Origin of the sequence: Propioniciclava sinopodophylli (assembly GCF_004324755.1) — a bacterium.
GTDB classification, from domain to species: domain Bacteria; phylum Actinomycetota; class Actinomycetes; order Propionibacteriales; family Propionibacteriaceae; genus Propioniciclava; species Propioniciclava sinopodophylli.
In genome coordinates this window covers 137,278-158,754 of the sequence record NZ_SDMQ01000002.1, presented here as the reverse complement: position 1 = coordinate 158,754, position 21,477 = coordinate 137,278, and the positions used below count along the sequence as shown (strand labels likewise).

The 21,477-nt window shown below is 72.9% G+C and carries 20 protein-coding genes; 19 read left to right on the top strand and 1 reads right to left on the bottom strand.

Going from position 1 to position 21,477, the window contains the following annotated elements; translation table 11 throughout:
- Positions 1 to 5: 5 nt before the first annotated feature.
- On the bottom strand, positions 6 to 977 hold the full coding sequence (locus ET989_RS02965) for an AAA family ATPase (protein WP_241656180.1): 972 nt from the start codon (positions 975 to 977) through the stop codon (positions 6 to 8).
- 140 nt (positions 978 to 1,117) lie between these two features.
- On the opposite strand from ET989_RS02965, the gene mraZ reads away from it, so the two are divergent.
- The 19 genes from mraZ to ET989_RS02870 all read left to right on the top strand — a co-directional run bounded on the left by mraZ (position 1,118) and on the right by ET989_RS02870 (position 21,406).
- Positions 1,118 to 1,564: a division/cell wall cluster transcriptional repressor MraZ gene (gene mraZ / locus ET989_RS02960; protein WP_131167074.1), complete on the top strand. Its 447-nt coding sequence runs from the start codon at positions 1,118 to 1,120 to the stop codon at positions 1,562 to 1,564.
- A gap of 112 nt (positions 1,565 to 1,676) precedes the next feature.
- On the top strand, positions 1,677 to 2,636 hold the full coding sequence (gene rsmH / locus ET989_RS02955) for a 16S rRNA (cytosine(1402)-N(4))-methyltransferase RsmH (RefSeq protein WP_131167073.1): 960 nt from the start codon (positions 1,677 to 1,679) through the stop codon (positions 2,634 to 2,636).
- Positions 2,633 to 3,250, top strand: coding sequence for a cell division protein FtsL (gene ftsL, locus ET989_RS02950; RefSeq protein ID WP_131167072.1), 618 nt, complete (start codon positions 2,633 to 2,635; stop codon positions 3,248 to 3,250). Before rsmH ends, ftsL begins: the two co-directional genes overlap by 4 nt.
- Positions 3,247 to 5,133: a peptidoglycan D,D-transpeptidase FtsI family protein gene (locus ET989_RS02945; protein ID WP_131167071.1), complete on the top strand. Its 1,887-nt coding sequence runs from the start codon at positions 3,247 to 3,249 to the stop codon at positions 5,131 to 5,133. Before ftsL ends, ET989_RS02945 begins: the two co-directional genes overlap by 4 nt.
- Positions 5,133 to 6,632, top strand: a complete 1,500-nt coding sequence (locus ET989_RS02940) for a UDP-N-acetylmuramoyl-L-alanyl-D-glutamate--2,6-diaminopimelate ligase (protein ID WP_131167070.1) — start codon at positions 5,133 to 5,135, stop codon at positions 6,630 to 6,632. Before ET989_RS02945 ends, ET989_RS02940 begins: the two co-directional genes overlap by 1 nt.
- 1 nt (position 6,633) lies before the next feature.
- Positions 6,634 to 8,067, top strand: a complete 1,434-nt coding sequence (locus tag ET989_RS02935; protein WP_131167069.1) for a UDP-N-acetylmuramoyl-tripeptide--D-alanyl-D-alanine ligase — start codon at positions 6,634 to 6,636, stop codon at positions 8,065 to 8,067.
- A gap of 2 nt (positions 8,068 to 8,069) precedes the next feature.
- Positions 8,070 to 9,134, top strand: a complete 1,065-nt coding sequence (mraY, locus tag ET989_RS02930; RefSeq protein WP_421958207.1) for a phospho-N-acetylmuramoyl-pentapeptide-transferase — start codon at positions 8,070 to 8,072, stop codon at positions 9,132 to 9,134.
- On the top strand, positions 9,131 to 10,621 hold the full coding sequence (gene murD, locus ET989_RS02925; protein ID WP_131167067.1) for a UDP-N-acetylmuramoyl-L-alanine--D-glutamate ligase: 1,491 nt from the start codon (positions 9,131 to 9,133) through the stop codon (positions 10,619 to 10,621). Before mraY ends, murD begins: the two co-directional genes overlap by 4 nt.
- A gap of 13 nt (positions 10,622 to 10,634) precedes the next feature.
- Positions 10,635 to 11,915 carry a putative lipid II flippase FtsW gene (ftsW, locus tag ET989_RS02920; protein WP_206662200.1) on the top strand — a complete coding sequence of 427 codons (1,281 nt, stop codon included), beginning with the start codon at positions 10,635 to 10,637 and terminating at the stop codon, positions 11,913 to 11,915.
- A 10-nt stretch (positions 11,916 to 11,925) separates the two neighbouring features.
- Positions 11,926 to 13,023, top strand: coding sequence for an undecaprenyldiphospho-muramoylpentapeptide beta-N-acetylglucosaminyltransferase (gene murG, locus ET989_RS02915; RefSeq protein ID WP_131167066.1), 1,098 nt, complete (start codon positions 11,926 to 11,928; stop codon positions 13,021 to 13,023).
- Position 13,024: 1 nt separating this feature from the next.
- Positions 13,025 to 14,443: a UDP-N-acetylmuramate--L-alanine ligase gene (murC, locus tag ET989_RS02910; protein WP_131167065.1), complete on the top strand. Its 1,419-nt coding sequence runs from the start codon at positions 13,025 to 13,027 to the stop codon at positions 14,441 to 14,443.
- The gene (locus ET989_RS02905) at positions 14,440 to 15,162 is read left to right on the top strand and encodes a cell division protein FtsQ/DivIB (RefSeq protein ID WP_131167064.1); all 723 of its coding nucleotides are present in this window, start codon (positions 14,440 to 14,442) and stop codon (positions 15,160 to 15,162) included. Before murC ends, ET989_RS02905 begins: the two co-directional genes overlap by 4 nt.
- 198 nt (positions 15,163 to 15,360) lie before the next feature.
- Entirely contained in the window at positions 15,361 to 16,539 is a 1,179-nt protein-coding gene (gene ftsZ / locus ET989_RS02900; RefSeq protein ID WP_131167063.1) for a cell division protein FtsZ, read from the top strand.
- 10 nt (positions 16,540 to 16,549) lie between these two features.
- Positions 16,550 to 17,317, top strand: a complete 768-nt coding sequence (locus tag ET989_RS02895) for a purine nucleoside phosphorylase YfiH/LACC1 family protein (RefSeq protein WP_131167062.1) — start codon at positions 16,550 to 16,552, stop codon at positions 17,315 to 17,317.
- A 26-nt stretch (positions 17,318 to 17,343) separates the two neighbouring features.
- Positions 17,344 to 17,871, top strand: coding sequence for a cell division protein SepF (locus ET989_RS02890; RefSeq protein ID WP_131167061.1), 528 nt, complete (start codon positions 17,344 to 17,346; stop codon positions 17,869 to 17,871).
- Positions 17,872 to 18,030: 159 nt separating this feature from the next.
- Positions 18,031 to 19,386, top strand: a complete 1,356-nt coding sequence (locus tag ET989_RS02885; RefSeq protein ID WP_131167060.1) for a DivIVA domain-containing protein — start codon at positions 18,031 to 18,033, stop codon at positions 19,384 to 19,386.
- A gap of 123 nt (positions 19,387 to 19,509) precedes the next feature.
- Positions 19,510 to 19,926, top strand: a complete 417-nt coding sequence (locus tag ET989_RS02880; protein WP_131167059.1) for a TraR/DksA family transcriptional regulator — start codon at positions 19,510 to 19,512, stop codon at positions 19,924 to 19,926.
- Positions 19,923 to 20,495: a signal peptidase II gene (locus ET989_RS02875; protein WP_421958206.1), complete on the top strand. Its 573-nt coding sequence runs from the start codon at positions 19,923 to 19,925 to the stop codon at positions 20,493 to 20,495. Before ET989_RS02880 ends, ET989_RS02875 begins: the two co-directional genes overlap by 4 nt.
- Positions 20,492 to 21,406, top strand: coding sequence for an RluA family pseudouridine synthase (locus ET989_RS02870; RefSeq protein WP_131167057.1), 915 nt, complete (start codon positions 20,492 to 20,494; stop codon positions 21,404 to 21,406). The genes ET989_RS02875 and ET989_RS02870 overlap by 4 nt, the downstream gene beginning before the upstream one ends.
- Positions 21,407 to 21,477 lie beyond the last annotated feature (71 nt).

Sequence of the window (21,477 nt, the reverse complement as noted above, 5' to 3'; positions counted from 1 at the left end):
CGGTCCTAGGTGCGGCGCGGTGCGGGGATGGACGCCACGAGCTGGGACACGACGTCCGCGGTCGACGCCTGGGCGGTGTGCGCCCGGTGGCTCAGCAGGACGCGGTGGGCCAGGACGGGGACGGCCAGGGCGTCGGCGTCCTCGGGGATCACGTAGCCGCGGCCCTGCATGGCGGCGCGGGCGCGCGAGGCGCGCAGGAGCTGGAGGCTGGCGCGCGGGGAGGCGCCCAGGCGCAGCGAGTCCGAGGTACGGGTCGCCGCGACGATCGAGACGACGTAGTCCTTCAGCGCGGGGTGCACGAACACCTGGCCGACGACGTGGCGGGCGTGGAGGATGGCCGCGGCGTCCGTCACCGGGCCGAGGTTGTCGAGGGGGTTGCTGGCGCCGTGGTGCTCCAGCATGTCGATCTCGGCGGCGCGGGTCGGGTAGCCCATGGAGATGGCCGCCATGAAGCGGTCGCGCTGGGCCTCGGGCAGCGGATACGTACCCTGCATCTCGATGGGGTTCTGCGTGGCGAACACCATGAACGGGCTGGGCAGCTCGTGGGTGGTGCCGTCGACGGAGACGTGCGCCTCCTCCATGGCCTCGAGCAGCGCCGACTGGGTCTTGGGTGAGGCGCGGTTGATCTCGTCGCCGATCACGATGTTGGCGAAGACGCCGCCCGGCTTGAACTCGAACCCGCGGGTCTGGGGGTTGAAGACCGAGACGCCGGTGATGTCGCTGGGCAGCAGGTCGGCGGTGAACTGGATGCGCCGCACCGAGCAGTCGATGGACCGCGCCAGGGTGCGGGCGAGCATCGTCTTGCCGACGCCGGGCACGTCCTCGATGAGCAGGTGGCCGCCAGCGAGCAGGACGACGAGCGCCATGTCCACTGCTTCGGCCTTGCCCTCGATCACGGCGCCCACGGAGTCGCGCAGCCGTCCGGCAAGGCCCGTCACCTCGGACACGTCGACAGCGGTGGTGGTGTTCGTCGTCACGGGCCCACCCTACCGGCCGCCCCCGCGCGCCCGATGAGGCGGACCGACCCGAAAAGGGGGCGTGCCGTTGCCTTCAGTGGAGGAGAGTGGGTTAGAGTGGGGGCAAGTGGAGGATGAGGGCAGCCGAAGGGAGGGTCCGGATGTTTCTGGGCACCCACTTCCCGAAGGTCGACGAGAAGGGCCGCTTCGTCCTCCCGGCGAAATTCCGTGACGAGCTCGGCGACGGCCTGGTGATCGCGAAGGGGCAGGAGCGCTGCCTCGCGATCTACACCGTCGAGGAGTTCCAGCGGCAGGCGCAGGCGGCCATGAGCGGGTCCTCGACGGTCCGGGGCATCCGTGACTTCCAGCGCATGTTCGCCGCGGGAGCCTCGGAGGAGGCCCCCGACAAGCAGGGACGCGTGACGATCCCGCCGGTTCTGCGGAACTACGCGGGTCTGGACAAGGAGATCGCCGTGATCGGTGCGTTCAACCGGGTCGAGGTCTGGGACCTCGCCGCCTGGGAGGCGTACCAGTCCGCGCAGGACGAGGAGTTCGCGCGGATGGACGAGGAGATCTTCCCGGGCGGGGCCCCCCGCCCGATCGACTGAGGAGCCCTGCGCCGAGGCTTCGACCCGGTCGGATCCCCTGACACCACTTCCCCGGTGGCAGGTGGCCCTCCCGGTTCGAAACCGCGACGCAGGGAACGGATTGGAGCAAGGCATGGTGCAGGCCGCCCCGACGGGACACGTCCCCGTCATGGCTGCGCGCATCGTCGAACTGCTGGCCCCCGCGCTTGCCGGCGGCGGCACCTACGTCGACTGCACCCTGGGCCTCGGCGGCCACGCCCGCCTCGTGCTGGAGGCCTGCCCGCAGGCCCGGCTCGTCGGCATCGATCGTGACGCGGACGCCCTCGCCATCGCGCGCGAGCGCCTCGCTCCCTTCGGCGACCGGGTCGCCCTCTACGAGGCCGTCTACGACGAACTGCCGGACGTGCTGGCCGAGGACGGGACGCCGCACGTGCAGGCCATCGTCGCCGACCTCGGCCTGTCCAGCCTGCAGATCGACCGACGCGAGCGCGGCTTCGCCTACTCGGTCGATGCGCCGCTCGACATGCGCATGACGCAGGCGTCCGGTCCGACGGCCGCCGACGTCCTCAACACCTACGAGGCCCGCGACCTGGCCCGCATCCTGCGCACCTACGGCGAGGAGCGGTTCGCCGACCGCATCGCACGCCGCATCGTCGCCGAGCGCGCCACCGAGCCCTTCACCACGTCGGCCCGCCTCGTGCAGGTGCTGACGGACGCCATCCCCGCAGCCACGCGCGCCACGGGCGGGCACCCCGCCAAGCGGACGTTCCAGGCCCTGCGCATCGAGGTCAACCGTGAGCTGGAGGCCCTCGAGGGGCTCCTCCCGGCCGCCCTGGCCGCCCTCGCGCCCGGCGGTCGCTTCGCCGTGCTGTCCTACCACTCGCTGGAGGACCGGCTGGTCAAGAAGGCCTTCGCCGCCGCCACCACCGACACCGCACCGCGAGGCCTGCCCGTGGTGCCCGCCGAGCACCGGGCCGGGTTTCGGCTGCTCACCCGGGGCGCCGAGCGCCCCTCGCCCGGCGAAGAGGCCGACAACCCCCGCGCGGCGTCCGCCCGCCTGCGTGCGACCGAACGACTGGAGGCAGCAGCATGACCGCCTGGGAGACCATCCGCGAGGCCCCGCGCCGGATCGGCGAGGCCGCCGCCCAGGCGCGCCCGCAGTTGCGCAGCATCACCAGTCCGCGGCGTCGCATGGCCGGCGCGACCTTCGCGGTGTTCGTCATCGGCCTGTTCTTCAGCGGCATGGTCGGCATGCTGCTGCTCACCACGTTGCTGCAGAACCAGGCCTTCGAGATCCGCGCCGCGCAGCGCACCGCCAGCGAGCTCAGCTACCGCGCCTCCGACCTCGAGGCGCAGGTCAACCGGGCGAAGGCGCCCGTGGCCCTCGGCCAGCGCGCCGCCGCACTGGGCATGGTGCCGAACCCCCGCGCCGTCTTCATCGACCTCAGCACCGGCGAGGTGCTCGGGAAGCCGGTGCCCGTCCGCGGCGACGAGATCCCCTCCCTGACCCGCGTCCCCGTCGTCCCGCCGCTGGAGGACGAGGTGCCGCCGGCGGATGCCCCGCCCGCCGACGGGGCACAGCCCGCCGAGGGTGAGCCGGCCGCTGACGCCCCCGCCGCCGAGCAGCCCGCCGCAGAACAGCCCGCCGCAGAACAGCCCGCCGCCGAGCAGCCGACCGCCACCGACACCGCCGGAGCGACCCCATGAGCCAGCCGTCCCGCCGTCCGTCGTCGAGCCGGCGGCGCCCAGGTCGCGTCCCGCTCGCGTCCTCCGCCTTCCGGCTGCGCTTGCTGACCCTGATGGTCGCGATCCTGTTCTCCCTGGTGGGCGCCCGCGCGATCCAGGTGCAGGTCGTCAGCGCCGAGGCGATGGCGGCCGAGGCGGCGAAGAAGATGACCGTCGGCCGGGACGTCCCCGCACAGCGCGGCACCATCACCGGCCGCGACGGCCAGGTGCTGGCCCAGACGGAGGCGACCGTGAACGTGATCGCCGACCCGTCGATGATCGCCACCAACGGCAAGGAGCCGGAGGCGATGCGCGACTCCGACCGCGCGAAAGCGGCCGTGGCCCCGACGGAGATGGCGGCGATCATCGCCGCCCACACCGGCGTCCCCGCCGCAGAGATCGAGGCCAAGCTGCGCCGCACCACCACGACGAACGCCCGCGGCGAGACGGTGCCGCTGAAGTACGTCCAGCTGGCCAAGCAGGTGCCCTCCAGCACGTGGGTGAGCCTCAACGCGGCGCTGAACGAGGTCGTCCGCGACGCGGCCGGCACCGTCGTCCGCGGCGGCTACGTGGGCGTGTTCCGCGAGTCCAACCCCAAGCGGATCTACCCGATGGGGACGGTCGCGTCCAACGTCGTGGGCTTCATGAGCGACGGCAAGGGCCGCTCCGGCCTGGAGATGGCGCAGGAGACCGCGCTCGCCGGAACCAAGGGCCGCGAGCAGTTCGAGACCTCGCCCAACGGCAAGATCCCGCTCGGCAACCAGGAGTTGCTGCCCGCCGTCGACGGCCAGGACGTCCAGCTGACCATCGACCCCGACCTCCAGTGGATGGTCGAGAAGCGCCTCGGCGAGCGCGTCGACGAGGTCGGCGGCAACTGGGGGGTCGCGGTCGTCCTCGATGTGGAGAACGGCGAGTTGCTCTCGCTGGCCAACTACCCGTCGTACGACTCGAACGCCCCCGGCGACGCCGAGGCGGGCGACACCGGCAACCGCGCGATCTCCGCGGTGTACGAGCCCGGCTCGGTGCAGAAGGTGCTCACCATCGCGTCCCTGCTGGACGCGGGCGTGACCACCCCCGACCGCACGTACCCGATCGGCCCGACGATCACCATCGGCGAGCACACCGTCTCGGACGCCTTCAAGCACGGCGACATCGACATCACCACGCGCGGCATCCTGGTCAAGTCGTCCAACGTCGGTGCGATCACGGCCGCCCGCGATCTCACGCCCGCCCAGCTGCGCGGCTACCTTGCCGGCTTCGGCCTGGGCCAGAAGGCCAACCTCGGCCTGCCGGGCGAGTCCGCCGGCAGCCTGCCGGGCGCCGGCATGCCCCAGTTCCAGGCCGACTCGATGTCCTACGGCTACTCGCTGTCGACGTCGGCGGTGCAGATGGCCGCCGCCATCGGTGCGGTCGCCAACGACGGCGTCTACACCGCCCCCTCGATCATCAAGGCCAGCGGGCCCCACAACGGCGCACTCACCCCGGTCGCCGAGCCCGTCAGCCGCCGCGTCGTCTCCGAGGAGGCCGCCCGCGCCACTGTCGAGATGATGGAGCAGCGCACGCTCGACAGCGAAAGCCTCCTGAGCATCCCCGGCTACCGCTCCGGCTCCAAGACCGGTACCGCCCGCCTGACGGCCGCCACCGGCGGTTACGCGGGCCAGGTCGCCTCCATCGTCGGCGTCGCCCCCGTCGAGGACCCGCAGATCCTCGTGTACGTCCTCATCGCCCGCCCCGACACCACGGGCGCCGGCCTCGGCATGGCCGGCCCGGTGTACCGCGACATCATGTCGCTGGCCCTCCCGCGCTACGGTGTCCAGCCCAGCAACGACATCGAGCAGGTCAAGCTCCCGCTCTTCAAGGAATGATGCGTCCGGTGACCACCGACACCGTCCTGCGGCCCGCCGCCGCCCCCGGAGTGCCCCTGGCCCAGCTGGTGCCGGGGGCCTCGGGCGTCCTCACCGGCGTCGCCCTCGACTCCCGACAGGTGCGCCCGGGCGACCTCTACGTCGGCCTGCCCGGCGCCACCACGCACGGGGCCCGCTTCGCGGCGCAGGCACAGGCGTCAGGCGCCCTCGCGCTCCTGACGGACGCCGCGGGCACGGCCCTGGCCGCCGACACCAGCCTGCCCGTTCTCACCGTCGACGATCCGCGCGCCGCCATGGCCGCGCTGGCCGCCGACGTCTACGGACGCCCCGGCGACGCCGTGGACCTGTTCGGCGTCACCGGCACCAACGGCAAGACGTCGGTGACCTTCCTGCTCGAGGCCGCGCTCACCGCCTTGGGCCGCAGCGTCGGCACGGTCGGCACCATCGGGTTCCGCGTCGCCGGACGCCCCCTGCCCGGCACCCGCACCACGATCACCACGCCCGAGTCGCCCGACCTGCAGGCCCTGCTCGCGGTCATGCGGGAGGCGGGCGCCGACACCATCGCCATGGAGGTCAGCTCCCACGCCCTGGCCCTCCACCGCGTGGACGCCCTGACGTTCGGCGCCGCCGCCTTCACGATGTTCGGCCAGGACCACCTCGAGTTCCACCACACCCTCGAGGAGTACTTCGCCGCCAAGACGGCCCTCTTCCTCGACGGACACACCCGCAACGCGGTCGTGAACACCGACGATGCCTGGGGCCGCCGCCTGGCCGACCTCGTCCACGCCGACGGCACCGCCCGCCTGGTGACCACGCTCGCCGAAGACGCCGACCTGCGGGTCCTGTCCGCCGAGCCGCGCGGCGCCGGCGGGTCGTTGGTCACGCTGGCCCACCCCGGCGGCACGACACGCTTCGAGCTCTCCATGCTCGGCTCCTTCAACGTCGCCAACGCCGTCACCGCGCTCGGTCTGGTGCACGCCGCCGGCCTCGACGTGGACGCCGCCGCCGCGGGCCTGGCCGACGCCCAGGTGCCCGGACGCATGCAGCGCATCGACCTCGGGCCGCACGCCCCGCACGCCGTCGTCGACTTCGCCCACACGCCCCAGGCCGTCGCGGCCGCGCTGGCGGCGCTGCCGGCCACGGGCCGCCGCATCGCCGTGCTCGGTGCCGGCGGCGACCGCGACACCACCAAGCGCGGCCCCATGGGCCGGGCCGCGGCCGAGGCGTCCGACGTCGTGGTGGTGACCGACGACAACCCGCGCAGCGAGGAGCCGGCGGCCATCCGCGCCGCCGTTCTGGCCGGTGCCCGCGCGGTGGCAGGCACCGAGGTCATCGACGGCGGCGACCGCCGTGCGGCGATCCGCACCGCGCTCCGCCTGGCACGCCCGGGGGACTGGGTGGCCGTCCTCGGCAAGGGGCACGAGACCGGGCAGGACATTGGCGGTAACGTCACCCCGTTCGACGACGCCGCGGTGATCCGCGACACCTGGGACGACTGACGTGGAACCCATCACCCTCGCCGCGTTCGCCGACGCCGCCGGCGGGCGGCTCGTGCGGGCCGCCGACCAGGGCGCCGTCGTGGGCCCGGACGTGCTCATCGACTCGCGCCAGGTCACCCCGGGTTCCGTGTTCGTCGCGTTCGCCGGCGAGCGGGTGGACGGCCACGACTTCGTGGCGAACGCCGCGGACGCCGGCGCGGGTGTCGCGCTCGTCGCTCGCGAAGTGGACGCCGACCTGCCCCAGGTCATCGTGGAGGATCCCGTGGCCGGCCTGTCGCGCCTGGCCCGCTCCTGCGTGGACGCCGGGCGGGGACGCGGGCTGGTCGTCGTCGGGGTGACCGGCTCCTCGGGCAAGACCTCCACCAAGGACCTCATCGCCCAGGTGCTCGGCGCCGCGGGCCCAACGGTCGCCCCGCCCGGCTCGTTCAACAACGAGATCGGCGCGCCGCTGACCGCGTGCCGGGTCGACGCCGGCACCCGCTTCCTCGTCAGCGAGATGGGGGCGCGCGGCATCGGCCACGTCCGCCACCTCACCCAGATCACGCCCCCGACCATCGGCGCGGTGCTCAACGTGGGCCAGGCCCACGTGGGGGAGTTCGGCTCCGTCGACGGCATCGCGCAGGCCAAGGGCGAGCTCGTCGAGGCGCTGGACGCCGACGGTTGGGCCGTCCTGAACGGTGACGACGCCCGGGTCATCGCCATGGCGTCCCGCACCCGCGCCCGCGTGGCCGCCTTCAGCGCGGCCGGCGACCCCGCCGCCACGGGCGCCGACCTGCGCGTGTGGGCGTCCGACGTCCACGGCGACGACCTGCAGCGCTTCACCTTCACCCTGAACGCCGCACCCGGGGACGTCCGCGAGCGGGTCTCCCTGCGCGTGCTCGGCCGGCACAACGTCGACAACGCGCTGGCCGCGGCCGCCGTCGGGCTGGCCGCCGGTCTCGCACCGGACGCCGTGGCCGCCGCCCTCAGCTCCGCCAGGTCCCTGTCGCGCTGGCGGATGGAGCTGGACACCCGCGCCGACGGCCTGGCGATCCTGAACGACGCCTACAACGCCAACCCCGACTCGATGGCCGCCGCCTTGCGCAGCCTCGCCGGGATGCGGCGTCCGGGCGGGCGGATCGTCGCCGCCCTGGGCGACATGCTGGAGCTCGGCGACAGCACCGAGCAGGCCCACCACGAGGTCGGCCGGCTGGCGGCCCAGCTGGGCGTCGACGACGTCCTGGTGCTCGGCGCGTTTGGCAATCACACGGTCTCCGGAGTTGCCGCGGCAGGCGGACGGGGCCAGTATCTGGAGGACAAGGACCAGCTCATCGAGGCACTCCGGGCCATCCTCGGCCCGAACGACGTGGTGCTGGTCAAGGCGTCGCGCGGGCTGGCGCTGGAGACGGTGGCGGCCGCCCTGGCCGCCCACGACGAAGGAGAGTCGCACCCGTGATCATGATGCTGCTGGCCGGCGCGCTCGGCCTGTTGGGCACCCTGGTGGGGACGCGCCTGGCCATCCATGTCCTGGTGAGCCGCGGGTACGGACAGTACGTCCGTGACGACGGACCCAAGGAGCACCTGAAGAAGGCGGGCACGCCCACGATGGGCGGCATCGCCATCATCCTCAGCGTGCTGCTGGCCTACACGCTGGCCCACCTGATCCTGTGGCGGCCGCCCACGGCGTCCGGCCTGCTGCTGCTCGGCCTGTTCACCGGTCTGGGCTTCGTCGGCTTCCTGGACGACTGGATCAAGATCTCCCGCGCCCGCAGCCTCGGCCTCAACAGCAAGGCCAAGCTCGCCCTGCAGACCCTGATCGCGGTCGCGTTCGGCATCGGCGCCTTCCAGTTCCCCAACGAGCGCGGGCTGACGCCCGGCTCGACGTTCGTGTCGTTCTTGCGCGACATCGAGTGGCTCAACCTCGGCCCGTGGCTCGGCCTGGCCTGGATCGTCTTCATCATCGCCGCGCTCTCCAACGGCGTGAACCTCTCCGACGGTCTCGACGGCCTGGCCACCGGCCTGTCCACCATGGTGTTCGCCGCCTACGCGCTGGTGAACCTGTGGCAGTACAACCAGTGGTGCAGCCGGCTGTCGACCGCCGGTCCGCTCTGCTACGAGGTGCGCGACCCCAACGACCTGGCCGCCATCTCGATGGCGCTGGCCGGCGCCTGCTTCGGCTTCCTGTGGTGGAACGCCTCCCCGGCCAAGATCTTCATGGGCGACTCCGGATCGCTGGCCCTCGGCGGCGCCGTCGCCGGCCTCGCGATCCTGACCCGCACGGAGCTGCTGGTGGTCATCCTCGGTGGCATGTTCGTGCTGATCACCCTGTCGGTGATCCTGCAGGTCGGCTACTTCAAGCTGTCCAAGGGCAAGCGCCTGTTCAAGATGGCGCCCCTGCACCACCACTTCGAGATGATCGGGTGGGCCGAGCAGACCGTGGTGGTCCGGTTCTGGATCATCTGCGGCATCCTCGTCGCGCTCGGCACCGGCATCTTCTACGCCGAGTGGGTGTCGGCCCAGTGACCCTCCGACAAGCCCAGGGTCCGGACTGGATCGCGAACGCCGACCGCCTCTCGCCCTGGGGCGAGGCCACCGTCGTGGTGGCCGGCCTGGGCACCTCCGGCTACGCCGCGGCCGACGGCCTGATGGCGCTCGGCGCCGGCCGCATCATCGTGCTGGACGACGCCGACAGCCCCGGCAATCGCGAGAAGGCAGACCTGCTGCGCGCCCTCGACGTCGAGGTCACCCTCGGCGCCGGGTCGACCGCGCTGCTGCCCGACGGCGTCCACCTCGTCGTCACCTCGCCCGGCTGGCGGCCCACCGCGCCGCTGCTCGCCCAGGCCGCCGAGCGCGGCGTCCCGATCTGGGGCGAGGTCGAGCTGGCGTGGCGCATGATGCAGCCCGACCGGGTCGTCCCGTGGCTGGGCATCACCGGCACCAACGGCAAGACCACGACCACCAACATGCTGGAGTCGATCCTGCTGGCCGCCGGGCTGAAGACGTCGGCGGTCGGCAACGTGGGGCGTCCGATCATCGAGGCGATCCTCGACGAGGTGGACTACGACGTGCTCGCGGTCGAACTCTCCAGCTTCCAGCTGCACTACACCGACACCGTCGCCCTCCACTCGGCCGCCGTGCTCAACCTGCAGGCCGACCACCTCGAGTGGTACGCCCACGCGCACGACCCGTACGCCGCCTACGCCGCCGACAAGGCGAAGATCTACGAGCGCGTCACCCACGCCTGCGTCTACAACGTCGCCGACCCCGCCACCGAGCACATGGTCGAGGAGGCCGACGTCGCCGAGGGCGCCCGCGCCATCGGCTTTCGCCTCGAGGTGCCCGCGCCGTCCATGGTCGGCGTCGTCGACGACATGCTGGTCGACCGGGCGTTCATCGAGCAGCGCCGCGACTCGGCGATGCCGCTGGCCGAGCTGACCGACGTCCGCCCCTTCGCCCCGCACAACGTCGAGAACGCGCTGGCCGCCGCCGCGCTGGCCCGCAGCTTCGGCGTCCCGCCGCGGGCGGTCGCCCAGGGGCTGCGCGACCTGGAGATCGGCGACCACCGGATCCAGACCGTCGCCGAGGGCGGCGGCGTCACGTGGGTGGATGACTCCAAGGCGACCAACCCGCACGCGGCGGCGTCCTCGATGCGCGCCTTCGACTCGATCGTCTGGATCGCCGGCGGCCAGGCCAAGGGCACCAGCTTCGATGACCTCGTCACGACCTACGCGGGCAAGCTGAGGGGCGCCGTCGTGCTGGGCGTGGACCGCGGCGTGATCGCCGGGGCGCTCGCCCGACACGCGCCCGACGTCCCGGTGATCGTCATCGACTCGGGCGAGACTGGAGCCATGGCCGAGGCCGTTGAGGCCGCGGCGGGCCTGGCTTCCCCGGGCGACACCGTCCTGATGGCGCCCGGATGTGCCAGTCGGGACATGTGGACGGGGTACGACGCCCGCGGACGCGACTTCACCGAAGCGGCCCGACGCGTGGCCGGACAGCAACAGGACTGAAGGAGGACAGACGGTGGCGATCCTGACCCCCAGCAGGCCGCCCCGGTCGTCCGGACGCAAGCGCGACCGCGGCCAGGCCTCCCTTGCCGACACCGCCTCGGGTTGGCTCAGCCACCCGATGGCGGACGCCGTGCTCGTGCTCGTGCCGACGATGATCCTGCTGGCGCTCGGCTCCCTGATGGTGTGGTCGGCGTCCACGGTCTTCGCCTACCGCCAGTTCGACGACGCCTTCTACTTCATGGAGCGCCACCTCGTCTTCATGGCGGTCGCGATCGCCTGCGGCTGGGTCGCCTCCCGGGTGCCCACCGAGACCCTGCGCTCGTGGGCCTGGGTGATCTACGCGGTCGCCGGGTTACTGCTCGTGCTGACCTTCACCCCGCTGGGCTACGGCGTGGGCGGCAACAAGAACTGGCTGAACTTCGGCGGCCCGGGCCAGATGCTGCGCCTGCAACCGGCCGAGCTCGCCAAGCTCGCGCTCATCGTCTGGGGCAGCGCCGTGCTGGCGAACAAGCGCAAGCTGCTCGACCAGCCCAAGCACCTCATCATCCCGTTCATGCCGTTCGCGCTCGGGCTGGTGGGGCTCGTCGTCCTGCAGAAGGACCTCGGCACGGCCATCATCCTCGGCGCCCTGATGATCGCCGTCCTCTGGTGCGTCGGCGCCCCGTGGCGCGTGCTGGGCGGGATGCTCGGCCTCGTCGCCGTCGGGGCCGGTGTCCTGGTCACGTTCAACCAGTCGCGCATCGAGCGCATCCTCGGGTTCCTGGACCCGACGTCCGACCCCACCGGCATCAACCACCAGATGACCCAGGCCCTGTACGGGCTGGCGACCGGCGGCTGGCTGGGGGTCGGCCTGGGCCGCAGCCGCCAGAAGTGGGGCAGCCTGGCCGAGGCCCACACCGACTACGTGCTCGCGATCATCGGTGAGGAGCTCGGCCTCTTCGGCACCCTGCTGGTGCTGACCCTGTTCGTGCTGCTGGCCTGGGGCGGCGTCCGCATCGCGCTGGGCAGCTCGACCTTCTTCGGCCGCCTGCTGGCCTCCGGCATCACCACGTGGCTGGTCCTGCAGGCGCTGGTCAACGTGATGGTCGTCCTCGGCCTGCTGCCCGTGCTCGGCGTCCCGCTGCCGTTCCTGTCCTACGGCGGCTCGGCCCTGCTCGCCAACGTCGTGGCCGTCGGCATCCTCGTCGCCTGCGCGCGGGAGGAACCCGACGCGAAGGCGTGGCTGCGCCGGCGCGCCAAGGCGAAGGGCCCGCGCCGCCGCCTCTCGGCGATCCTCCCGGGTCGCCGCCCGTAGAAGGAGACCCATGGTTTCGATCGTCCTGGCCGGCGGGGGCACCGCCGGCCACACGTCACCTCTCATCGCCACCGCCGAGCGGCTGCGCGAGCTGGCCCCGGACGTCCGCCTGACCTCGGTCGGCACGCCCAAGGGCCTGGAGGCCCGCGTGATCCCGGCCGCCGGCCTGGACCTGCGCATGATCCCGCCCGTCCCCCTGCCCCGAAAGCTGACCCCCGAACTCGTCGCCGTCCCCGCGCGTCTGGCCGGTGCGGTGAAGCAGGCCGCCGGCATCCTCGACGCGGTCGGCGCGGACGCCGTGGTCGGCTTCGGGGGCTATGTGTCCCTCCCGGTCTACCTCGCCGCGCTGATGCGCCGCGTCCCCGTGGTCATCCACGAGCAGAACGCGGTCCCGGGCCTGGCCAACAAGATCGCCGCCACGTTCGCCAAGGTGGTCGCCGTCTCGTTCCCGAACACGCCGCTGCGGGGAGCGCGCTACGTGGGTATGCCCGTCCGCGCCGCAATCTCCGAGCTCGATCGTGCCTCCGCCCGCGCGTCCGCGCGCCTCGAGCTCGGCTTCGACGCCGACCGCCCGCTGCTGCTGGTCTCGGGCGGCTCGCAGGGCGCCGTGGCCATCAACAACGCCACGGACGCGGCCCGCGCCGAGCTGCTCGCGCACGGCATCGACATCCTGCACGTGCTCGGCCCGAAGAACCTCACCGACGCCCACCGCGTCGTCACCCACCCGACCACCGGCGCGCGCTACGTGCCGGTCGGGTACGTGGACGCCATGGAGCAGGCCTACGCCGCCGCCGACCTCATGGTGGGCCGCTCCGGCGCCGGAACCGTCATCGAGACCGCCACGGTCGGGCTCCCGGTCGTGTTCGTCCCCCTGCCGCACGGGAACGGGGAGCAGGCGCGCAACGCCGACTTCCTCATCGACGCCGACGCGGGCGTCCTCGTGCCCAACGCCGAGCTCGACGGCCCGCGCCTGCTTGCCGAGGTGCTGCCGCTGCTCACCGAGCCGGCGAAGCTGGACGCCCTGCGCGCCCGCCTGGCCGGGCTGGTGCCCGCCGACGCCGCGGCCGATCTGGCCCGCATCGTCCTCGACGCCGCCGGGGTGAAGTGACATGCCGCTCGTCGAACCTGTCGAACTGGCCCCCGCCGCCGAGGTGGGCCCCGTCCACTTCATCGCGATCGGCGGCGCCGGCATGAGCGGCATCGCGCAGGCCTACGCCGACCTCGGCGTCACCGTCTCCGGTTCCGACCGCGACGACTCCACCGCCCTGCGCAAGCTGGCCGCCGCCGGCGTCCGCACCCACGTCGGCCACGCCGCCGAGCAACTCGGCGACGCCCGCACCGTGGTCGTGTCGTCCGCCATCAAGCCCGGCAACGCCGAGCTGGACGAGGCCCACCGCCGCGGCCTGCGCGTCTGGCACCGCTCGGCGGCCCTCGGCGCCCTCATGCTCGGACGCCGCGGCGTCGCCATCACCGGGACCCACGGCAAGACGACCACCACCGGCATGGTCGCGACCATGCTCACCCACGTCGGAGCCGACCCCGGCTACGTCATCGGCTCGCCGCTGGCCGCGACGGGGGAGAGCGCCGCCCTCGGCACCGGCCCCGCCTTCGTGGTCGAGGCCGACGAGTCGGACGGCTCCTTCCTGCAGTACCCGGCCCAGGTCGTCGTCATCACCAACATCGAGGTCGACCACCTCGACAACTGGGGCACCGCCGAGGCCTACGTCGACGGGTTCGTCCGCCTCGGCGCCGCCGACGCGGTCGAGGTCGTCGTCATGACCGCCGACGAGCGCTCCTCGCGCGAGGTCGCCGCCGTCCTGCGCGACCGCGGCAGGACCGTCGTCACCTACGGCGAGGCGCCGGACGCCGACATCCGGCTGTCCGACCTGGAGCTGACCCCCGACGTCACCGCCGCGACGCTGGCCGCCGAAGGCGACACCGGACGTCTCGCGCTGGCCGTGCCCGGCCGCTTCAACCTGCACAACGCCGCGGCCGCGTACGCGGTCGGCCGGGCGCTGGGCCACGCCGGCCCCGAGCTGCGCGCCGCGCTGGGCGCCTTCGCCGGCACCCAGCGCCGCTTCGAGGCCAAGGGCGAGGTCGGGGGCGTCCGCGTCTACGACGACTACGCCCACCACCCGACCGAGGTGGCGGCGGTGCTGCGGGCCGCGCGTCCCCGCGTCGGGCCGGGCGGACGCCTCGTCGCCTGCTTCCAGCCCCACCTGTTCAGCCGCACCCGCGACTTCCTCGACGAGTTCGCCGCCGCGCTGACCCTGGCCGACGTGGTGGTGCTCGCCGGCATCTACCCCGCGCGCGAGGCGGCCGAGGACTTCCCCGGCGTCACCGCGTCCGCTCTGGCCGGCCGTGTCCGATCGCTGGGCCGGGAGGCCACCGTGGTGGAGGGGCTGGGCGACGTCGCACCCGCGCTGGCGGACGCCGTGCGCCCGGGTGACCTGGTGCTCACCATCGGCGCGGGCAGCGTGACCACCGTCGGAGCCGAGCTCGTGGCCCTGCTGCGGGAGCGTCCGTGACGGAACCGTTGGTCGACGTCACCGGGGCCAGGCGCCGCCGCGCGAGGGCGCGGAGGCAGCGCCGGCTCCGCATCGCGGGCATCGTCGCGGGCGTGATCGCCCTCATCGGCGGCGTCGCGTGGGTCGTGCTCGGCTCGCCTTTGCTGGCCGCCACCGAGGTGCGCGTCACGGGCAACCAGCTGCTGACCGCCGACCAGGTCGCCCAAGCCGCCGCGATCCCGCTGGGCGGTCCGCTCGCGCAGGTCGACACCGGGGCCGCGGCCCAGCGCGTCCGGGAGGCCCTGCCGGCGGTGGCGACCGTCGAGGTCGACCGGGCCTGGCCCAACACTGTCTCGGTCGCGGTCACCGAGGCGCGGCCCAGCGTCGTCCTCGCCCTGCCCGGGTCGTGGGTGTGGGTGGCCGGCGACGGCCGCTCGTTCCACAGCACCCCCGAGCCCCCCGAGGGGGTGCTCGAGGCGCGCGGCAACCTCTCCGACGAGGACGTCCTCGTCACGCTCGCCCGCGTCGCGGACACCCTCCCGCAGGAGGTCGTCGACCAGGCGGAGGCCATCTCGGCGGGGTCGGTCGACTCGGTGGTCGTCGAGCTCACCGGCAAGCGCCGCGTGGTGTGGGGGAGCGCCGAGGACGGCGAGCTCAAGGGCCGCGTTCTGGTGCCCCTGCTCAAGGTGAAGGCGACCGAGTACGACGTCTCGGCCCCCACCCATCCGACGAGCCGCTGACCGCTGGTCCAGGGTCTCGCCCCAACCCTCAACTTCAGGTTGAGGGGCGCGCCCGACAGGCGGGCGGTGATGGACCGTGGCGCGCCCACTGAATACCCTGAACCCCAGCCCCAAGCCACGTCGTTTGCCTTCCCACTCGTAACGCCGAGGTGGGGCCAGCAACACCATTGGCAACGAACGACAGAACGGGTACCCAACGTGGCGAGTGCATCCCAGAACTACCTGGCGATCATCAAGGTCGTGGGCGTCGGCGGCGGCGGAGTCAACGCCGTCAACCGCATGATCGAGGCGGGCCTGCGGGGCGTTGAGTTCATCGCGGTGAACACCGACGCCCAGGCGCTCCTGATGAGCGACGCCGACGTGAAGCTCGACATCGGCCGCGACCTGACCCGCGGCCTCGGCGCCGGCGCTGACCCGGACAAGGGCCGCCAGGCCGCAGAGGACCACGCCGACGAGATCGAGGAGGTCCTCAAGGGGGCCGACATGGTCTTCGTCACCGCCGGCGAGGGTGGCGGCACCGGCACGGGCGGCGCCCCGGTCGTGGCCCGCATCGCCCGCTCGCTGGGCGCGCTGACCATCGGCGTCGTGACCCGTCCCTTCTCCTTCGAGGGCAGGCGCCGTTCGACCCAGGCCGAGGACGGCATCACCAAGCTGCGCGAGGAGGTCGACACCCTCATCGTCATCCCCAACGACAAGCTGCTGGAGATGACCGACCACCACGTCGCGATCCTCGACGCCTTCAAGCAGGCCGACCAGGTGCTCATGCAGGGCGTCTCCGGCATCACCGACCTGATCACCACGCCGGGCCTGATCAACCTCGACTTCGCCGACGTGAAGGCCGTCATGAGCAACGCCGGCTCGGCGCTCATGGGCATCGGCTCGGCCCGCGGCGAGGACCGCGCCCGCGCCGCCGCCGAGATGGCCGTCAGCAGCCCGCTGCTCGAGGCGTCCATCGACGGCGCCCACGGCGTCCTGCTGTCGATCGCCGGCGGCTCCGACCTGGGCCTGTTCGAGGTTTCGGCCGCGGCCAACCTCATCGAGGAGTCCGCTCACGAGGACGCGAACATCATCTTCGGCACGGTCATCGACGACGCCCTGGGTGACGAGGTGCGCGTGACGGTCATCGCGGCCGGCTTCGACGGGGGAGCGCCCTCGCGGCGCCAGCCCGGCGTGACCCGCCAGCCCGACCTGCGCAAGCAGCAGCAGCCGGCCCCGCGCCAGCCCGAGCCGCAGCAGCAGCGCCCGGTCGAGCCCGCCCCGGCGCAGCAGCCCGCCGCCCCGGTGCAGGCCCAGCCCGTCCAGCAGCAGTCCCGGCCGGCCCCGCGTCCGGAACCGATCGACGACGACGAGCTCGACGTCCCGGACTTCCTCAAGTAGTCCGCGGGCCTTGTTCATCCACCGTCGCGACCCCGACGGCGAGCTCGGCGTCGGGGTCGCGTTCACGTCCGCCGCCCTCGACCTGGGCGACAACCAGCCCGCCGAGCCGCGCGCCGCGGCGTACGCCGCCCTGTCGGACGCCCTCGGCGTCCCGGTGGCGGTGACCGCCCAAGTGCACGGCAGCGACGTCTGGTGGGCGGACTCGCCGGGCGACACCCCGGGTCTCGTCGACAGCACCCGGCACGAGGCGGACGCCCTCGTCACGACCCGGGAGGGCCTCGGGCTGGCCGTCCGGGTCGCCGACTGCGTGCCCATCCTGCTCGCCACCACCGACGGGGCCGTCGTCGCCGCCGTGCACGCCGGCCGCGCCGGGCTGCTGAACGGCGTCATCGGCGGGGCGGTCGACGCGATGCGCAGCGCGTCCGCGGCGCCTCTGGTGGCGTGGGTCGGCCCGCACGTGTGCGCCGCCTGCTACGAGGTGCCCGCCGCGATGGCCGCCGAGTCGGGCGAGCGGCTCGGCGTCGCCGCGACGACCACCAGCTGGGGCACGCCTTCGCTGGACCTCGGCGCGGCGACCGCAGTCCAGCTCGCCGTGGCCGGCGCGCGGGTCGAGTTCAGGGGCGGGTGCACGCTGCATGGCCAGGGCCTGCACTCGCACCGCGGCGGCAGCACCGGACGCCTCGTCGGCGTCGTCTGGCGGGCCCGCGGCACCGCGGATGATTCGGCCGGCGGCGCGGGCGTGCCGCACCGGGACGGCATCGGCCCCGCGCTAGGGTGATGTCCGATCCCTGAACGGAGGAACCCATGGCCGAAGGTTTCAAGAAGGCCGCCGTCTGGCTGGGCCTCATGTCCGACGCCCCCTACGGCGACGAGGACCGTGACGACGAGCTCACCGAGGCGGTCGAGCCGATGCGTGACGACCGTCGTGACCGGCGCGACGACCACCGTGTCCGTGACGACCGCGAGCAGCGTTCCGAACGCGCCCTCGCGTCGCAGGACGCCAGCGTCACCGCCCTCGAGCCCCGCCGCCCGGCGCCGGTGCCCCGCACGGCCGACCTGAGCCGCATCGTCACCGTCCACCCGCGCACCTACAACGAGGCCCGCACGATCGGCGAGCACTTCCGCGACGGCGTGCCGGTGATCATGAACCTCACCGACATGGAGGACGTTGACGCCAAGCGCCTCGTCGACTTCGCCGCCGGCCTGATCTTCGGCCTGCGCGGCACCATCGAGCGCGTCACCAGCAAGGTGTTCCTGCTCTCCCCGGCCGACGTCAACGTCACCGCGGAGGACAAGGAGCGCATCGCCGGCGGGTTCTTCAACCAGAGCTGACAAGCACGTCCCGTCGCACGGCCACGCCCGCGGTTCCTCTCAGGGAAACCGCGGGCGTCTTGGCGCTCGGAAAGTGGCTAGACTAACCTCAGGTCTCGGCGCGCCCTCGTGGGCGTCCGGCCCGTTTTTTCTTACCTGTCCATCACATGAGGTGAACCGATGACCTTGACCATCGAGCAGGTGCGCGACACGCGTTTCCACCTGGCCCGCCGCAACGGCTACGACCCGCAAGACGTCGACACGTTCGTCGACAAGGTCGAGACCACGCTCGTCACGCTGGCCGAGGAGAACGCGACCCTGCAGCAGCAGGTTGCGACGCTCTCCTCCGGTGGCGGCCAGGGCGACGCCGAACTCCGCAGCCGGCTGGAGGAGCGGGACGCCGAGATCGAGTCCCTCCGCCGCGAGCTGGACGAAGCCCGTGCCCAGCTCGGCGCGAAGGACGACGAGCTCCGCGCCTCCGGCGAGGGCCGCGACGACGACACGCGTGCCCTGCTCGAGGGTAAGGACGCCGAGCTGCAGGCCAAGGACGCCGAGTTGGCCAACCTGAACGACGCGCTCCGCGCCAAGGAGGAGGAGCTCGGTCGCAAGCAGGAGGAGATCCAGCACCTCACCGAGTCGCTGGCCGGTGGCGGCGACGAGGCGCAGCACCTGCGCGGCGAGCTCGAGCACCGCGACGGCGAGCTGAACGGCCTGCGCGGCGAGGTGGAGAACCTGCGCCAGCAGCTCGCGCAGCGCGACGACGAGCTCAACGGTCTCCGCGGTGAGGTCGAGTCCCTGCGCAACGCCCAGCCCGCCCAGGCCCCTGTCGCGTTCGCGGCGGGTGTGGGCGCCGGCGCCCAGGAAATCGTGGTCCGGACGGCCGCCGAGGCCTCCCCGGCCGTGACCCGACTGCTGCAGATGGCCACCGAGCAGGCCGAGCGCCTCGTCTCCGAGGCCCAGGACGAGGCCCAGCGCGTCACGGCCGAGGCGAACAGCAACGCCGAGCGCGTCACGGCCGAGGCCAACGCCAACGCCGAGCGCGTGACCACCGAGGCCGACGCGTACGCCGAGAAGGTCACCTCCGAGGCCAACGCCAACGCCGAGCGCGTCAACGCCGAGGCAGACGCCTCCGCCCGCCAGATCGTCGCCGACGCCACGTCGCGCGGCGAGCAGATCGAGGCGGACGCCCGCGCCGCGGCCGAGCAGGTCACCAACGACGCCAACGCGTACGCCGAGCAGGTGACCAACGAGGCCACCGCCCGTGCCGAGCAGGTCGACAAGGACGCCGTGGCCCGCCGCGCCGAGCTCTTCAGCACGCTGGAGTCGGAACGCGACGAGCTGGCTACCCGCGTCGACCATCTGCGCAGCTTCGAGGGCCGCTTCCGCGAGACCTTCCTCGGCGACCTGGAGCGCCAGGCCGAGGCCCTGCGCTCCGGCAAGTTCGCCCCGGAGGATGAGCCGGACCTGCTGCGCGACGGCGTCCGTGGCACGTCGGCCACGCCGCGTCTGGACGCGCTGCTGAACAGGGAGAACTGATCGACCCAGATCGACCGCGACGCCCCCGGCCCCAAGCCGGGGGCGTCGTGCATGTTCGTTCCGCGCCGGTGCCGCTGTGGTGGTACTGTCTGCGCTCACGATCACCGAAGAAGGGGTGGCAGCATGGCCAGGGCCGCTGATGGGGACGTCCGCGTTCCCGTCCTCGATGGCGAGGACCCGTGGACGTCCGAGGAGCTCGCCGAGGTCCGGGAGGACCTGGTCTTCGACATCGAGCGGATGCAGCGCGCGATCCGCATCGCCGAGAAGGGCCTGGAGAAGCTTTTCGACGAGGGCACCGAGGGTGCGGGCCGTGACCCCGCCGACGTGGGGTCGACCAACTTCGAGCGCGACCAGGAGATGTCGCTGGTGCAGAACGCGCGCGACCTGCTGGACCAGGCCACCAACGCCCTGCGCCTCTTCGACGCCGGCCAGTACGGCTGGTGCGAGAACTGCGACGAGCCGATCGGCAAGGATCGGCTGATGGTCTTCCCCCGAGCCACCATGTGCGTGACGTGCAAGCAGCGGGAGGAGCGGCGCTGAACGGCCCGACACCCCGCCGGGGCGTTCTGACGGCTCGTGCCGCCTGGGCGCTCGCCCTCGGCATCGGAGCGGTCGGCTACGCCGTCGACTTCGGGACCAAGGAGCTCGCGCTCGCCCACCTGGACCCGCAGAACCCCCCCGTGCTGCTCGGCGGGCTGCTGCGCCTCCAGCTCATCCGTAACCCCGGCGCCGCCTTCAGCATGGGGGAGGACTTCACCGTCGTCCTCACCCTCGTCTCGGTGGCGGCCCTGGCCGGCGTGCTCGCCTGGGTGCTGCCGCGCACCCGGCACGTGGGCTGGACGGTGGGCATGGGCCTGCTGCTGGCCGGCATCCTCGGCAACCTGACCGACCGGCTGATCCGCCCGCCCGCCCCGCTGCACGGGCACGTCATCGATTTCTTCCAGGTGCCCAACTTCGCGATCTTCAACGTCGCCGACATCTGCATCACGTTCGCCGCGATCACGATAATCTGGCTGGTCGTCATCACGCAGGTGGACCTGAACGGCACCTCCACCAAGGAGGAGAAGGCGGTGGACGCCCCGGTCGCCGCCCCCGAGGGCGACGCGTGAGCATCCACCTGGTCCCCGACGGTCTCGCCGGGGAGCGTGTGGACGCCGCGGCGTCCCGGATGACCGGCGTCAGCCGCAGCCGCCTGGCCGAACTGCTGGCCGAGGGGCTCGTCCGACTCAACGGCGAAGTCGTCTCCAAGTCCGCCCGGGTCGCGGCCGGCGACATGCTGGAATTGGAGATCCCCGCGCCCAGGGTGGCCAGCGTTACGCCGCGCGAGGTGGAGGGCATTCGCATCGTTCACGACGACGCCGACATCGTCGTCGTCGACAAGCCCGCTGGGGTGGCCGCCCACCCGTCGCTGGGCTGGGACGGCCCCGACGTCGTCGCCCACCTGTCCGCCGCCGGGTTCCGCATCTCCACGTCGGGGGCTCCCGAACGCCAGGGCATCGTGCAGCGCCTCGACGTGGGCACGTCCGGCCTGATGGTGGTCGCCAAGAGTGAGCCCGCCTACACGGCCCTGAAGCGCGCGTTCCGTGACCGGGAGGTCACGAAGATCTACCACACCCTCGTCCAGGGCCACCCCGACCCGTTCACCGGCACGATCGACGCCCCCATCGGGCGCCACCCCGGCCACGACTGGAAGATGGCGATCGTGGACGGGGGCCGCCACTCGGTGACCCACTACGAGACGCTCGAGGCGTTCCGCTCCACCACGCTGCTCGAGGTGCACCTGGAGACTGGCCGCACCCACCAGATCCGCGTGCACATGGCTGCCCTGCGGCACCCGTGCGTGGGTGACCCGCTGTACGGGTCCGACCCCGTGCTCGCGGCGCGGCTGGGGCTGGAGCGCCAGTGGTTGCACGCCGTGGAGCTCGGCCTCACACACCCGGGAACGGGGGAGTGGGTCGTGTTCTCGTCGGACTACCCGGCCGACCTGGCACACGCGCTCGCGGTGGTCGCCGAGGACTGACCGGTTGCCAAGCGGTTGTCAGGTTGCCCCAGGTTGCCGCCTCGCGATCACGGACGGCCCCCGGCCGTTCA

Coding starts and splice junctions, on each gene's coding strand:
- mraZ (WP_131167074.1), top strand. CDS start 1,118: ATGTTTCTGGGCACCCACTTCCCGAAGGTCGACGAGAAGGGCCGCTTC.
- rsmH (WP_131167073.1), top strand. CDS start 1,677: ATGGTGCAGGCCGCCCCGACGGGACACGTCCCCGTCATGGCTGCGCGC.
- ftsL (WP_131167072.1), top strand. CDS start 2,633: ATGACCGCCTGGGAGACCATCCGCGAGGCCCCGCGCCGGATCGGCGAG.
- ET989_RS02945 (WP_131167071.1), top strand. CDS start 3,247: ATGAGCCAGCCGTCCCGCCGTCCGTCGTCGAGCCGGCGGCGCCCAGGT.
- ET989_RS02940 (WP_131167070.1), top strand. CDS start 5,133: ATGCGTCCGGTGACCACCGACACCGTCCTGCGGCCCGCCGCCGCCCCC.
- mraY (WP_421958207.1), top strand. CDS start 8,070: ATGATGCTGCTGGCCGGCGCGCTCGGCCTGTTGGGCACCCTGGTGGGG.
- murG (WP_131167066.1), top strand. CDS start 11,926: ATGGTTTCGATCGTCCTGGCCGGCGGGGGCACCGCCGGCCACACGTCA.
- murC (WP_131167065.1), top strand. CDS start 13,025: ATGCCGCTCGTCGAACCTGTCGAACTGGCCCCCGCCGCCGAGGTGGGC.
- ET989_RS02890 (WP_131167061.1), top strand. CDS start 17,344: ATGGCCGAAGGTTTCAAGAAGGCCGCCGTCTGGCTGGGCCTCATGTCC.
- ET989_RS02885 (WP_131167060.1), top strand. CDS start 18,031: ATGACCTTGACCATCGAGCAGGTGCGCGACACGCGTTTCCACCTGGCC.
- ET989_RS02880 (WP_131167059.1), top strand. CDS start 19,510: ATGGCCAGGGCCGCTGATGGGGACGTCCGCGTTCCCGTCCTCGATGGC.